Here is a 15,922-nt window from a genome sequence, read left to right as displayed (position 1 = left end):
CATGAACGTGAACTGGCGTCCCCGGTGGGGACGATTGCTCGCGATGCCGGTCGCCGCCGCGCTCGCGATCTCCATGCTCAGCACGGCGCCAGCAGCCGCACACCCGGGCGCACACGGCGACGCCCACGTGCTGATCTTCACCAAGACCACCCAGTACCGGCACGCCGAGGCGATCGAGCAGGGCGTACCCGTGCTGCAGGCCGCCTTCGCCGACGCCGGGATCACCTCGGAACACACCGAGGACTCGTCGATCTTCAACGACGAGGACCTCGCCCACTTCGACGCCCTGGTGATGTTCCAGGCCTCCGGCGATCCGTGGACCGCCGACGAGAAGGCCGCCATGGAGCGCTACATGCAGGCCGGCCACGGCATCGTCGCCATCCACAACGCGACCGACATGCGCGGGAACTACGCGTGGTGGGACAACATGATCGGCTCGCTGATGCCCGGCCACGCCGCGACGGGCAGCAGCCCCGGCCTGCCGGGCACCGTCCGCGTCGAGGACCACGCCCACCCGTCGACCAGCCACCTGCCGCAGCGGTGGAACCGGGCCGACGAGTGGTACAACTACGCGCTCAACGTCCGCGGCGACGCGCACGTGCTCGCCACCATGGACGAGACGACGTACGACCCGGGCGGCAACGCCATGGGCTACGACCACCCGATCTCCTGGTGCAAGCCGTACGACGGCGGCCGCGCCTGGATGACCGGCATGGGCCACTTCGGCGCCCACTACACCGGTGAGCCGCAGCTCGTGCAGCACATGGTCGGCGGCGTCAAGTGGGCGGCCGGCCTGGCCCAGGGTGACTGCGGCGGGACCACGTGGGACAAGTTCGAGCGCGTGCCGCTGGACCAGAACACCAGCGCGCCGTACGCGATGGACGTCGCCCCCGACGGCCGGGTCTTCTACACCGAGCTGGTCCGCGGCGAGATCCGGGTGTACGACCCGCGCACCCAGACCACGTCGACCGCGATCAGCATCCCGGTCTACTCCGGCGGTGAGGACGGCCTCCTGGGCATCGCCCTCGACCCGGCCTTCGCCACCAACGGCCACCTCTACATCTACTACTCCCCGGCCAGCGGTGACGACACGAACCCCGACAACTTCGTCAACCGGCTCTCCCGGCTGACCGTCGGCGAGGGCTCGCAGATCGACCGGGCCAGCGAGAAGGTGCTGCTGGAAGTGCCCGCCCGGCGGCTGCCCGACGAGCCGGGACACACCGGTGGTGGGCTGGCCTTTGGCCTGAACGGAGACCTGTACCTCGGGGTGGGCGACGACGTGAACCCGCACTCCGAGCCGTCCGGCGGCTACGCACCACTGTCGGAACGCGACAACACCTTCCACGACGCGCGGGCCACCTCGGCCAACACGAACGACCTACGCGGCAAGATCCTGCGGATCCACCCGGAGTCGGACGGCACGTACACCGTCCCGGAGGGGAACCTCTTCCCGCCGGGCACCGCCAAGACCCGCCCGGAGATCTACGCGATGGGCTTCCGCAACCCGTTCCGGTTCTCCATCGACCCGAAGACCGGCGCGCTGGGCATGGCCGACTACTCGCCGGACAACGGCAACGACAACCCCGACCGCGGCCCGGCCGGCATCGCCGAGTGGAATCTGATCAGCGAGCCCGGCTTCTACGGCTGGCCGCTCTGCATGGGCGACAACGAACCGTTCCGGGACGTCGACTACCGGACCAGCCCGGTGACCGTCGGCGCCTACTTCGACTGCGCCAACCCGGTGAACGACTCGATCCGCAACACCGGCCTCACCCAGCTGCCGGCGGCCAAGCCGGCGAAGATGTGGTACGGCTACAAGCGCTCCTCGGTGCCGGAGGTCATTCCGCAGGGCGGCGGCCTCGCGCCGATGGGCGGACCGTTCTACCAGTACGACGCGGACCTGGAGTCGGACACCAAGTTCCCGGCCTACTACGACGGCAAGCCGTTCTTCTACGAGTGGTCCCGCAACAAGATGTACTCGATCATCCCCGACGGCGACGGGAACGTGGAGAAGGTCAACCCGTTCCTGCCGCAGGAGCAGTTCCTCGCCCCGATCGACTCGAAGTTCGGCGCGGAGGGCTCTCTCTACGTGCTCGACTGGGGCGGCGGCTTCGGCCGGGACAACCCGAACTCGGGCTTGTACCGCGTCGACTACATCTCCGGCTCGCGCTCGCCGGAGGCGAAGGCCACCGCCGCACCCGACTCCGGGCACGCGCCCCTCGAGGTGCGGTTCGACGGCGCGCCGTCGTCCGACCCGGAGGGCGAGCAGCTCAGCTACGCGTGGGACTTCGACGGCAACGGCAGTGTCGACTCGACCGACCGGGCGCCGACCCACACGTACACCGACAACGGCGTCTACGACGCCCGGCTCACGGTGACCGACCCGCACGGTAAGACCGGCACCACCACCGTGCCGATCACGGTCGGCAACAAGCGGCCCGAGGTGCGCTTCGAGCTGCCACCCAACGGCGGGTTCTTCGACTTCGGTGACGAGATCAGCTGGAACCTGTCGGTCACCGACGCCGAGGACACCCAGATCGACGACGCCGACGTGGTGATCCAACCGGCGCTCGGCCACGACGAGCACGCCCACCCGGCCGACCCGCTGCACGGGCGGACCGGCACGGTGGCCACGTCGCTGGGCGGCGGGCACAGCGACGACATGAACGTCTTCTACGCCCTGGACGGCCGCTACACCGACTCCGGCGGCGCGGGCGGCATTCCCGCGCTCACCGGCTCGGACACCACCCTGCTCTTCCCGAAGCAGCGGGAGGCGGAGTTCTTCGACGCCTCGCACGGCGTCACTGTGGTGCCGGCGCGGGACGTGGAGGGGCACGCCAACGCCATCACCGGGCAGAACGGCGGATGGGCGTCGTACGACCCGGTGCACCTGCGCGGTGTGGACAGGCTGATCCTGCGGGTCGGCGCCGCCAGCGCGGGCACCGTCGAGCTGCGCCGCGGTGCCCCGGACGGCGCTCTGCTGGGCACCGCTCAGGTCCCGGCGACGCCGGCCGGCCGGTACGTGGACGTACCGGTCGACGTCACCGACCCGGGGGAGACCTTCACCCTGTACGCGGTCTTCCCCGGCGCCGGGGAGCGGCGGCTGAACTTCATCGAGGCCGACGGCAAGGGCGTCTCACCGACGAGCAAGCCGAAGGTCGCGGTGACCGCCCCGACCCCGGACGACGACCTGCAGCCGGGCCCGATCCAGGTCACCGCCGATGCGAGCGACGCGGAGAACACGATCACCAAGGTGGAGTTCTTCGCCGGCGACACCTCGATCGGCACCGACACCACGGCCCCGTACGCGGTGACGTGGAACGCCACGACCCAGCAGCGCTACCAGCTGACCGCCGTCGCCACCAACGACAAGGGCACCAGCACCACCTCCCGCATCGTCGAGGTGGAGGTCGGTGACCTCTACGGCGACTGGCAGAGCTTCACCAACACCAACGCCACGTTCGACCGGCCGGACACCGACACCTGGGTGATCAACTCCGGCGGCGCGAACATGTGGCAGGGCACCGACCAGTACGGCTCGGTGTACCTTCCGGCCGCCGCCGGCAACGAGTGGACCGCCACGGTGAAGATCGAGCGGCAGGGCAACTCCAACTCGTCCGCCAAGGCCGGAATCATCGTCCGCAACGACATCACCCAACCCGGCGTGTCGGCCGGGTACGCGGCGATGACGCTGCGGGCCGGCCTCGGATTCGAGTGGCTGCGCGACACCGACGGCAACGGGCAGCTCGACGCCAGCACCGGCGCCAGCACGACCAGCTACCCGTCGTGGGTGCGGGTCGTGCGCGACGGCAACCAGTACTACGGGTACTGGAGCAAGGACGGCGTGACCTTCACCCGGGTCGGCGATCCGGTGACGCTCACCGGCGCGGCGACCCCGCAGGACATCGGCCTCGCGGTGACCGCGCACAGCACGTCGGCCACGAGCGAGGTGGAGTTCTCCGGGTTCAACCTGGTGAACGAGGCCATCCACCCCGGGCCGGACCCCGATCCCGATCCGGGACCGGGCTGCGACCCGACCGACGGCGGTGAGCGCGCGCCGAGCGACGAGTTCACCGGCGACACGCTCGACGGCTGCCGGTGGGACTCGGTGGTGCGCTACGACTCGTCGAAGGTCGCGATGAACGGCGGGCAGCTGCGCATCGAGACGCAACCGGGCGACATCAACGGCGACAACCCCGCGTCCCCGCGCAACTTCATCCTCCAGGACCTGCCGGACGGGGACTGGACGATCCAGACCCGGCTGACACCGACGATGCTGCACCGCTGGCAGCTGGCCGGGTTCCTGGTGTACGCCGACGACAACAACTACGTGAAGTTCGACGTGGTGGCCACGAACCCCAACGGCTCACCGACCGACCTGCGCGCCGAGCTGGTGTCGGAGCGCAACGGTCAGTTCGGCAACGGCGGCAACCGGTCCGTCGACGTCGCGGAGACGACCGAGAGCGGCTGGTACGACCTGCGGCTGAAGCGGACCGGGAACACCTACTCGGCCGAGATCAGCGACGGTGGGGTCAACTGGACCTCGCTCGGGGAGCCGGTGACCAACGACGCCGCGATGACGTCGTTCGGTCTGATGGCGCTCGGCCCGGAGCAGGTGTCGCCGGTGACGGTGGCGTTCGACTACTTCCGGGTGGTCGACCTGACCCCGCCGACCGTGTCGGTGACGGTCGACCCGGCGGCGCCGAACGGCGACAACGGCTGGTATGTCTCGCCGATCACGGTGACCGCCACCGGGGCCGACGACAGCGGTGGCCCGGTGCGGATCTCCTACCGGGTCGGCGACGGCGAGTGGACCGACTACCGCGAGCCGGTGGCGGTGACCGGAGACGGCAGCCGCGAACTGCGCTTCCGGTCCGTCGACGAGGCCGGCAACGTCTCGACGGAGGCGGCCGTGTCGCTGCGGGTCGACGCCACGGACCCGACCGTGAAGTTCGGCGGGATCAAGGATGGCGGCTCCTACCAGCTGGGCAAGGCGTTGCCGATCACGGCGTCGGCGGTGGACCCGGCGTCGGGCGTCGCGTCGGTGGTCGTGACGCTGGACGGCAAGCCGGTCAGCGGGGCGGTCGCGCCGACGGCGGGCACCCACCGGGTGACCGCGGTCGCCACCGACAAGGCCGGCAACGTGGTCGAGTCGACGGCGTCGTTCGAGGTGGTGGCGACGTTCACCAACACCCGGACGCTGCTGGAGCGCTACCGGAAGGAGGGGTCGGTCCCGCCGGCTCGCGCGATCCTCCTGACGACGCAGCTCAAGGTCGCCGAGGCGATGGCCAAGGCCGGGCTGAAGGCCCAGGCCCGGGCCGCGCTCGACCGGTTCACGGCCTTCGCCGACACCGTTCCGGACGCGCAGGCGCGGGCCCAGCTCGTCGCGGCCGGCGCCTATCTGAGGGCCCACCTGTGAGGTGATGACGGCGAGCCGGTGCCGGCCGGCTCCCGACCGGTGCCGGAGCACGCCACGCGTGCTCCGGCACCCGGTCCTCCACCGGGCGACCCTTGATCTGCCGGCCAACACGCTGATCACCCCGAGGCAGCGCACGTCCTGCCGGGTGCCGAGGTGTCCCGGTGCGTTCGCGGACGAACGACGCGTTGATGGGGAGCGCCCGATAGCGCGTCGCTGTGGGGGAGACCCCTGACCGGTGAGTGCTCTACGGGGAGATCTGCCGCCCGGAGCGAGACAAAAACAATGGCAAGGAGTCTGCTACTCCCTGCCAAGATAAACATATACCACATAGGGGGTCTTGCGGCAAGACCCGGGTGGTGGCGCAGAATCGTCGGCCGTAGCCGGGTACCTGCGGAAATCAGGTACTCGCGGAGTAGGTGCGCTTTCGCGCGAACCGCGCGCGGCGGCGGGCCGACGAGTATGGGGGCATTCGTGATTGACGTGATCATCGCCGGCGGCGGACCGACCGGCTTGATGCTCGCCGCCGAGCTGCGGCTGCACGGCGTGCACGTGCTCGTGCTGGAGAAGGACGAGGAGCCGACGCCGTTCGTCCGCGCGCTCGGTCTGCACGTACGCAGCATCGAGGTGATGGACCAGCGCGGTCTGCTGCAGCGGTTCCTCGCGCACGGCAAGCAGTACGCGGTGGGGGGCTTCTTCGCCGGCATCGTCAAGCCCTGGCCCGGCCGGCTGGACACCGCACACCCGTATGTCCTCGGCATCCCGCAGACCATCATCGATCGCCTGCTGGAGGAGCACGCCGCCGAGCTCGGTACCGAGATCCGGCGCGGCTGCGAGCTGGTCGGCCTCCGCCAGGACGACGACGGGGTGACCGCCGAGCTGGCCGACGGCACCCAGCTGAGCGCCCGGTACCTCGTCGGCTGCGACGGCGGCCGCAGCACGGTGCGCAAGCTGCTCGGCGTCGGCTTCCCCGGCGAGCCCACCCGGGTCGAGACGCTGCTGGGTGAGATGGAGGTGGCCGTACCGCCGGAGACGGTGGCCGCCGTGGTCGCCGAGGTCCGCGAGACGCAGAAACGGTTCGGTCTCGGGCCGCTCGGCGCAGACGGGGTGTACCGCGTCATCGTTCCCGCCGCCGGGGTGACCGGGGAGCGCGCGGTCCCGCCGACGCTCGACGAGTTCAAGCAGCAGCTGCAGGCGGTGGCCGGCACCGACTTCGGTGTGCACTCGCCGCGCTGGCTGTCGCGCTTCGGCGACGCCACCCGGCTGGCCGAGCGCTACCGGGGCGGCCGGGTGCTGCTGGCCGGCGACGCGGCGCACATCCACCCGCCGACCGGCGGTCAGGGCCTCAACCTCGGCATCCAGGACGCCTTCAACCTCGGCTGGAAGCTGGCCGCCGAGGTCCACGGCTGGGCGCCGGCGGGGCTGCTGGACAGCTACCACACCGAGCGGCACCCGGTCGCCGCCGACGTGCTGGACAACACCCGCGCGCAGATGCAGCTGCTCTCCACCGAACCCGGCCCCCAGGCGGTACGCCGGCTGCTGTCGGAGCTGATGGAGTTCGAGGAGGTCAACCGCTATCTCATCGAGAAGATCACCGCGATGGCGGTCCGCTACGACTTCGGCGAGGGGCATGAGCTGCTCGGCCGACGGATGCGGGACGTGGGACTGAAGCGGGGGCGGCTCTACGAGCTGACCCACGGCGGCCGTGGCCTGCTGCTCGACCAGACCGGCGGGCTCTCGGTCGCGGGCTGGGCCGACCGGGTCGACCATGTCGTCGACGTCAGCGAGGAGCTGGACGTGCCGGCCGTGCTGCTGCGCCCGGACGGGCATGTGGCCTGGGCCGGCGACGACCAGCAGGAGCTGCTCACCCAACTGCCGAAGTGGTTCGGCGCGGCCGCCGACTGAGTTCACAGTTGCGGTTTGACCAGGCGTGGGCGGGCCGGTGCGTGCCGCGCACCGGCCCTGTGCCTGAAACTTGAACATATGAGGGAGTCAGTCGCCATTCGCACATCAGCCGAGGGAGCGACTGGCGAGTCCGCAACAGGTCGACTGCGGTGTCGAGCTTAATCACGGATGGGGACGAAAATCATCTGTTGGTCAGTCTCCACTCGAAGACTCCGAAGATCGGAATTATCGTGAGCAGCGGCGCTGAGATCTCTTCCGCGAGCCATGTGGAGCCCCCGGCATGGTGGAAGGTGGCGGCACTCTGCTCGGCCGAGGCTAGGCCCAAGAGGATCGGGCTTCCTTTGCGTCCTCCGGCTTGCAATGCCTTCCGCCACTCGGTGGAGAGGTGGACCCACTGTCTGGACATCGGACGCAGCCCGCCTTGGCCCTGAAAGATCTGGTTGAGAGCCCGCATGGATGTCGCGTGGAACAATTGTGGCCTCTCCGCCGATGACGTATAAGAAATGTCGACGTGCACCGAATGGCCATACATTGCACGAACATGCGTCTCCGAGCTTTCAAAACGGGTCTCGTCGATGGCTCCGGCAACCGCCAAAACGTCGATGGTGGACACCCGCAGGCCGTCGGACCGCAATTGACTGGTCAGCGTCTCGACCGGAGCCCAACCCGCCCGGTCCCTCGGGATCGTAGGGTTGTGGCGGAGGTGGAAGGCGAGGGCCCGGCTAATATGCTTTCGTCGGGCATCAGCCAGATCGGGAATGGTCAGCCCTGCTGGTGCGCCCAGTCGTCGGGCCCACAGAAGATTGATGTCCCTGGCGAGGTCACGTGCGGGTTCCAGATCGGCCGTCATCTCGATCAACCGCAGCAGATTATGGCCGTGGAGTCGAAGTCCGTGGCTGCCGGAGGGATCCGACAGGGCTCGGATGGCACGTGCTGTAAGTCCTGCGATGTAGCCCTGAAGCAGGTCGGCGTCACCGACATTCATCTGGCGCTGGGTGAGCGTTTCGCCGTAGGCGGCCAAGATCGCGAGTCGTTGTGTCCAGCCAGTGCGTGTGCACGGCAGAATTGGGACGTCGTCGGTAAGTTGCGCCAATTCGTATCCGACGGGCCGCCATCCGACCGCCTCCAAATCTACCGCGAGAATCTGCTCTTCGTCCGTCACGATCCAGTTGAACGCGTGGGCGTCGCGTCGGGGAAACGACGGCAGCGCCCGGACCAGGTCCCACCAGCGGTCAAATTGCGAACGATCGCCTGGCTTGTCGACGATGACTTTGAGCCATCGTCCCACCTCTTTTGTCTTCAGCTCCTTTCGCATGCCGCTCGGAGTATCGTCCACCTTGCGCTCGATCGCATGAATATGTGCGAGGTATCGAGCAGTAGACGTGAGCCGTGCTATTGCAAGTGAGGGTTCCTCCGACCCAATGTTGGCGAGTGAGGAGCCGCGAGCAAATCGCCGTACGGTCATGACGGACCGCAGATCGTTCTCCAGGGCGGGAAGCTCCTCTTCCAAGACCGCAATGTGGTCCACCAAGCCATAACGATCTCCAAGGGCGTCGCGCCTTAATGTCTCTTCGATTAGTTCTGCTCGGCGTAGCTCGAGTTGGCAGCTTCGAAACCTTGTCCGCTTAAAAACAAACGTGTCGGTCGACAGGCCGAGGTGGTCTTCGACTGTCAGAGCATTGCTGCGGCCCCCGAGATGGCGATGGCGTACATCGGGACTTCTGATCGCGCGCGCCGCAGCCGATCGGTAGAGGGACGTGCTGTCGCCGCTTGCGATCGCCCGGAGCGACAACCGGTAGCCCGGCTGCCCCTCGAGGTGGCGTTCGATATCTTTCAGTTCGGACTCGAGAATGGGGCCGTTGGTTTCGATGTCCCTCCCGAGGATCACGAGCGGATTGCACGAACTGGTGTCGGCAGATACCTCCCTCAACAACTGCAGGACGCCGTCTCTTCTCACTTTCTGGTCGCCGGTCAGCGCGCCCAGGCGAATCAGATCGTCGCCCTGGCGTATCCGGCTTGCCTCATCGGTCAATGGCGAGTTGTTCCCGTACCTGATTCTGATCGCCTCCCGCAATGCCGATATTCTTCGGTCGGACGGAACGGCGGAGGATACGGACACGGCACTCAGCAGATCGGCGAGCACTCGTCTGCAAATGGGCTCGCCTCGGATTGAATCCATCAGGGTGGTCAGCTCTGCAATCAGTCGATCGACCATGTGTAACCCGGCGTCGTTTCCCTCGAGGAGAAGGTGGTCACGAGCGTGCTCGGCAAGCCCGAACGGCGTTCGCAGATAGCGAATCGTCACGCTGGGATGCCGCTGCCAACCGGAATCCCTTAGTGCTTCGAGGAAAGTCGACAGAATTGCCTGACGGACTCGGTCCGTGGATTCCGTCGGATGTGACTCGCCGGCTTGCTCTAGGTTTAGGTCGGCTCGTTCGAGGCAGACCTGTATTACGCCATGTGATCTTGCTCTTTCTGCAAGGCGCAGCCAAATCTCGGCCATATTTAGGAAGTGGGCGACGCGCGGTTGGTAGGCCGGATCTACCTGGCTTGTGTCCTTCACGTCAAGGAGTAGGTTGACATCACCAGTGAGATCGTAGAGGCGAATCACTCCCTCCAGGAGGTACGGCGTCGCATCCTGTGGAGGATTTCCCGAACTTATCGAAATTTTGAGGAGTTCGATCGCTTCGCGGAGCGTCTCCTCTTGACAGTCTTCGAAGCGTGAAATGAGAACCGTTGCCACGGCGGTCTTGCCGAGGAACTGGTTGCGTGTGCGCTCGTTGGTGAGATGAGCCTCTGCGACCACTCGTTGAAGGTACTCTCGCGCCAGAGCGAGCGTTCTCGTAAATACGAACGGGCGCCGCCAATTCACATCCCGAGCATGTTCATACAGAGCGAGCCCTACGTGCTGGCGGCAGACGTGGAGCGTCTTCTCGAACTGCATGCCGCCCGGCAGATCCATTGCGATCGCGCTGGGGTGCAACGAGAACCAGCGTTCGAACGCCAGCATCTCCAGCACGCTCATGCGGCCGCTGTTCAGATGCTGTTCCCAGAGGCCAACCACTTCGGACGCAGAGGCGTCGGCGCTGAGCAGGGCCGCCAGCGGACTCGCCTCATCTCGCCTGAAACAGTCGATGAGGGCCTCGGACAACGATTTCAGCCCGAGTTGATCTATGATCCACTCCAGGTCCTTAGCTTCGTCGGCGAGTGACGTGGCCGTTTCCACGGGATTCATGATTGCCGGGCGCCGCACTACGTCCTGCAGATGATGGAAAGTCGTTGCAGAGCTGCCCGGCGAGTTGGCGGTACGCTGGCGGATTCTTCTAGCGATATCGCCTGGAGAGGGGACCTGCGCGCGACTATCCATGTCGACACCGTACAAGATGGACTTTGGGTTGTGTGGGCTCCCGAAGTCGGAGTTCATCCTCGGACTACTGTGGGCGGTGCGTGGTCAAGTAGCCGCAGACGCTTCGTACCGGGTGATGTTGGCCAGCTCTTAGCCTCAGCTCGCGCAATCAAGGGCGTCCGTCGGCCGGGGTTTCGTCACGGTATTCGCGGTAATGAGACGATTGCGGTCGATGCGCAGCTCACCGTTGGCGGTTGACCGTGCCGCGTGGACCGAGAATCGCCAGTACGAACGGCGATCTGGCGCTGCCAACAGCCGGTGGCCGCCGGACCGGATCGAGGTCCGGCGGCCACCGCTGTCTCATATCCGCCGGAACACGCCGTGCAGGCGTCCCGCCGGCGTCGACCCCGTCCGGCAGGCCGAGACCGCATCGAGGACGACGTCGTACGTCGACGTCACCCCTTCGCTCACCGTCTGCCGCTTCACCTTCGGCGTCCACCCGTCCTTGGCGACGGTGACCTGGTACTTCCCGGCCGGCAGCCAGTAGACGTACCGGCCGTCGGCGTCGGCGACGACGGTGTAGCCCGTCCTGCCGCCGCTGCCCACGAGATCGAGGCGTACCGTCGCCCCGACGCCGGACACGCTTCCGTCGCAGCTGCGACCGCTCACCCTGCCCTGGATCTTGCCCCAGTCGGCGGGGGCGGCGACCCCGGCCTCGACCTCGACCGCCGGCACCGGGTACGGGGTGTCGGTGGTGAACCCGAACTCCGCCCGGTAGGTGCCGGGCTGCCCGATACCCGTGCCGGGGGTCGCGGTCACCGTGACGGTGACCTTCTTCGAGGCGCCCGGAGCCAGGGTGAGATCACCGGGCGTGACGTCGAGCCACGGCACACCGCTCGCGCCACAGTCGCCGAGACCGCTCAACCGCTCGGACTCGGCGGTCACCAGGTCACTACCGCCTCCGATCTTGTAGACCCCGCACGCCATCGCGCCGCGGTAGACGGCGACCTGGGTGTTCGGCAGGTCCCGCCACGCTCTGGTGGTCGGGTCGTACGCCACCGTGCGGTTGGTGACCGTGGAGTTCTCGGACATCCCGCCCGCGAGGATCAGCAGGCCACCGGCGACGGTGTTCGGTGAACCCCACAGGCCGATCGGCAGGTCGGGCAGGCGGGTCCACGCGTCGGCCGCCAGGTCGTAGCCGTAGGTGTCGCGGTACGGCATCGTGTCGATCCCACCGGCGCAGTAGATGCCGCCGCCGACACCACCGCACGGCAGGTACGCCACCGGCAGCGGGTAGTCGGCCCCGGTGGTGAACGTACGGGTGTGTGGGTCGAAGACGACGACGTTCCTGGTGCCCGCGCAGTTGCCGTCCGCGCAACCGCCCACGACGACGATCCGGCCGTCGACGAGTGCGGTGCCGGCCGCCGCGCGGGGCGCCGGGTTGGAGACCCCGACGAGGGTGCTCCAGTTGTTCGTCGCCGGATCGAACACGTCCACCGTGGGCACCGGCGCGCCGCTGGCGTTCCATCCGCCGAGGACGTAGATCTTGCCGTCCACCGCCACGGCCGAGGGCGCGCTGCGGCCCCGGGGCATCAGCGGCAGGCCGGTCCAGAGGTTCGTCGCCGGGTCGTAGACCCAGGTCGAACGCTCGGTGCCGGTGCCGGCACCACCACCGACGGAGTAGACCTTGCCGCCGATGGTGACGGCGGCGTTGTCGTAGACCTGGGCCGGAGCGCTGGCGATTCGACTCCAGGCCAGATCACCCGCCGCTGTCGCGGACGCGGTGGCCGCGGCCTTGGCGTCGTGGCCGGCCGCGATCCCGTTCATGGCCTTGCTGGCGGTGGGGACCTGCCGTTGCGCCAGCGGCGCCCCCTTGCGGCCGAGCACCTCGAACTGGCCCGCTCGGGCCAGCGTCTCGACCGTCACCGGGGCGCTGCCGGTGTTCTTGAGCGTCACCGTGGTGCTGCGGGTGGCACCGTATGGCTGGTTCAGCTCGATGTTCGTCTGGCTCACGGTGAGCCGACCCGCCGTGAGGGCGAAGTTCGCCTTGTTCAGCCGGTCCGCGGTGACCTCGACGTCCTTGGCCAGCGGCTGGTACGGCCGCTGACTCGCCCGCAACGGGTGGGTGCCGGTCAGCGTGGAGAGGAACCAGTAGAACCCGTCGGAGATGTTCGGGTCCTCCGGCGTCGCCTCGGTCTGCGTCTGCTCCGCCGGTGCGTCCGGGCTGACGACGGTGACGCCGTCGAGGCCCTCCCCGGTGTTCTTGTCGGTGACGAAACCGGCGACGAGGGCGGCGGGGGTCGGGGTGCAGGACCGGTCGATCAGCTCGACGTTGTCGACCGCCCACCACCAGCCGAAGTTCGCGCGGTAGCGGAACCGCACCTGAACGTTGGCCTTGCCGGCGGCCGGTTCGAGCGGGACCAGCTCCTGGGTCGGGCCGCGTCGCCAGTCGTCCCCGTGCCAGACGTTGGTCCAGGTCTTGCCGCCGTCGGTGGTGACGTCGATGTCGCCGACGTCATCGCCCGCCGTCGCGTAGAGGTCACTGTTGAAGCGCAGGTACGGCGCCCGGGCGGTTCGCAGGTCGAAGGCGGGGGAGATCAGGTCGGTGTCCTGCCGCGCGTCGAGCCCCTGGGAGATGCTGTCGACGATCGCGAAGTTGCCGCTGCCGCCGGTCTGGTTGCCCCGGCGTCCCGGGTCGTTGAAGGTCCACCCCGGGAACTGCGTCCGGTTGACCACCGACCAGCCCTGCGGCACGGCGTCGCCGTCGAACGTCTCCGTCCCGAACAGCGGGCCGGAGAAGGCGTCGGAGTAGCCGCCGGCGGTGCAGCCGTGGTCGACCGGGACCTTGATGTTGACGGTCTTCGCCGCGTCGGCCACCTGCACGCTGCGGGTGTCCTTCCGGTACCCGGGGTAGCGCGCGGTGGTCTCCACGGTGTAGGTGCTGTCGGCTGGCACCGTGAAGGAGTACCTGCCGGTGATCGGGTCGGTGAAGATCGGGCCGCCGGGACGACCGGCCACCGTGATGTTTGCGTAGAGCGGCCAGCCGTGACCGGACCCGTCGGTCACCCGACCCGAGACGGTCACCATCGACGGCGGGTCCAGCGTGAAGTTCGCCGTGACGGCGCCCGTCGCGGGCACGGTCACCGTGACACTCCGGCTTCCGTAGCCGTACGCGCCGGCCGTCACCGTCTGCTCGCCGACCGGCAGCACCAGCGTGTAGTCGCCGCCGGCGCCGGTGACCGCCCGCGTGTCGCCGGAGCTGATCTGGACGCCGCTCAGCGGCTCGTCCGAGGCCGAGTCGGTGACCCGGCCGGTCACCCGTCCGACGGCTCCGCGCGGCGCCTTCGTCACCGCCTGGTAGGCGTTGAGCCGCCCCTCGCCGAAGACGTTGTTGTCGGCGGCGGTGCCACCGCACTCGGTCGCGTCGACGTCGACGGCGGTCTCGTCGAGCAGCTTCTCGGTGGCGGCGAGGTCACGGTGCAGGTTCGGCGCGGCGGACCAGAGCAGCGCCACCGTCCCGGAGACGTGCGGCGCGGCCATCGACGTTCCGCTGAGCGTCGCGTACCCGCCGCCGGGCCAGCTCGACCGTACGTCCTCGCCGGGCGCGGAGATGTTCGGCTTGATGCCGCCGTCCACCCCCGAGCTGCCCCGACTGGAGTACTGGTAGACCTGGTTGGCCGAGTTGTAGCCGCCGACCGCGTACGACTGCGGGTAGTCGCCCGGGGTGTTCGCGGTGTCGCAGGCCGGACCGGAGTTGCCCGCGGAGAAGACGGGGAAGATGCCCGCGGCGCGCCACGCGTCGACGGTCTGCTTGTACCAGAGGTTGCCCTGGCCGCCGCCCCACGAGTTGTTGACGATGTCCGGCCGCAGGTCCGGGCGGGGGTTCTGCCCGTTACGGTCGGTCGGCGCGAGAATCCACTGGCCGGCGAGGAGCAGCGAGGCGTCCGAGCACCACTCGCGCTCGCAGCCCTTCGCGGCGATCCAGGTGGCTCCGGGGGCGACACCGATCTGGTTGCCGGCGCCGCCGTCACCGACCATGGTCCCCATGGTGTGGGTGCCGTGGCCGCCGGTGTCGCACGGCTCGAACTGCTGGCAGACGTTGGTCGGGTCGTACCAGTTGTAGTCGTGGGAGAAGGTGCCGTCGCCGTTGTTGCCCCGGTACTTCCCGACCAGCGCCGGGTGGTCGTACTGGACACCGCCGTCGATGTTGGCGACCACGATGCCCTCGCCGCGGTCGCTGAACTCGTCCCAGACCTGCGGCGCCTCGATGCTGGCCACGCCCCACTCGGTCGCCGCGGCGGCCTTCGTGCCGACCTTCGCCTGCTCGGGCTCGACCAGGGGGTACGACCGCACCGGGTCGATCCGGGCGACCTCGGGTCGGGCGGCGATCAGGTCCAGCAGGGCCTTGTCGCCGTCGACCTGAAGCGCGTTGGCGATCCAGTACGAGGTGTACCGCGCCTTGCGCTGCGTGAGGACGCCGCGCAGCCCGGCCTGGGTGCGGTCGGCGGTGCTGGTGAGCTGCTGGTGCACCTCCGTGGCGCGGGCGTCGCCGCGCAGCCTCGCCGTCGCGTCCAGCTTCGCCTGGTCCTTCAGGTAGACCAGGAAGCTCGTGCTGCCCTTCGCCGACAGCTCCTTGAGCACCTGGCCGTCCACGGCGGCCTGTGCGGGTGCCGCCTCGGCGACCGTCGGTTGTGCGGTCAGGCCGAGGATGACAGCCGCCGCTGCGGCGATCACCGGACGGATCGTGAGCCCGATCCTGCCCCGGCGTGTGCGTCTTTCTGACAACGTTCCTCCACTTCAGCGGCACCGATCGGTTTCCGGTGCCGGCGAGCGGACTCGTGGGTCCTCCCGAGCTCGCCCGACCCGTGCGGAACGCGCCGCACCTGACGGCGCCTCGACACGAATTTGATCATTGTCCGGTGAGGACAGAGCATGATCAACAAACGGACTTGGGCAGGACCTGAGCAGTCGGTACGCAATTCGTGGGCAAGACGGGCGGTCTGTGGCCGCGACGCCCGGGGGGTCGCGGGTCGCGCCGCAGGAGCTCCACGGGCGGGCCCGGCGGTCATCCACGAACAGTGGCGCTCGGCCCACGATGCGCGTCTTGGACTCCCCCCCCCCCCCCCCCCCCCGGCGGGCCCGGGGGGGGGGGGGGGCGGCCGGCCCCGCCCGGGGGGGGGGAGGGGAGGGGAACCGCCTGGACCCCAGCCCGAGACACCCACCTCGGCTGGCCGCGTTGTGTTGAAAAAAAAAAA

4 protein-coding genes are annotated in these 15,922 nt (G+C 68.6%); 2 read left to right on the top strand and 2 right to left on the bottom strand.

Annotated features, from left to right (window positions below; genetic code table 11):
- Position 1: 1 nt before the first annotated feature.
- Together D7044_RS12730 and rox are read left to right on the top strand one after the other, a co-directional pair.
- Entirely contained in the window at positions 2-5,419 is a 5,418-nt protein-coding gene (locus tag D7044_RS12730; RefSeq protein ID WP_120688954.1) for a ThuA domain-containing protein, read from the top strand.
- A 471-nt stretch (positions 5,420-5,890) separates the two neighbouring features.
- A complete protein-coding gene (rox, locus tag D7044_RS12725) occupies positions 5,891-7,321 on the top strand; it encodes a rifampin monooxygenase (RefSeq protein ID WP_120688953.1) in 1,431 nt (476 codons plus the stop codon).
- A gap of 181 nt (positions 7,322-7,502) precedes the next feature.
- On the opposite strand, the gene D7044_RS12720 is transcribed toward rox, so the two are convergent.
- Entirely contained in the window at positions 7,503-10,688 is a 3,186-nt protein-coding gene (locus tag D7044_RS12720; RefSeq protein WP_158609982.1) for an RNA 2'-phosphotransferase, read from the bottom strand.
- A gap of 339 nt (positions 10,689-11,027) precedes the next feature.
- Complete coding sequence (locus D7044_RS12715; protein WP_411710981.1) at positions 11,028-15,452, bottom strand: S8 family serine peptidase; 4,425 nt, start codon at positions 15,450-15,452, stop codon at positions 11,028-11,030.
- Between the last annotated feature and the right edge of the window lie 470 nt (positions 15,453-15,922).

The sequence above is a fragment of the Micromonospora musae genome (genome assembly GCF_003626635.1).
Taxonomy (GTDB): Bacteria; Actinomycetota; Actinomycetes; order Mycobacteriales; family Micromonosporaceae; genus Micromonospora; species Micromonospora musae.
This window is presented reverse-complemented; position numbering and strand designations above follow the sequence as displayed.

Excerpts from the sequence above, each read along its gene's own strand:
- D7044_RS12730 (WP_120688954.1), top strand. The coding sequence starts at position 2 with ATGAACGTGAACTGGCGTCCCCGGTGGGGACGATTGCTCGCGATGCCG.
- D7044_RS12720 (WP_158609982.1), bottom strand. The coding sequence starts at position 10,688 with ATGGATAGTCGCGCGCAGGTCCCCTCTCCAGGCGATATCGCTAGAAGA.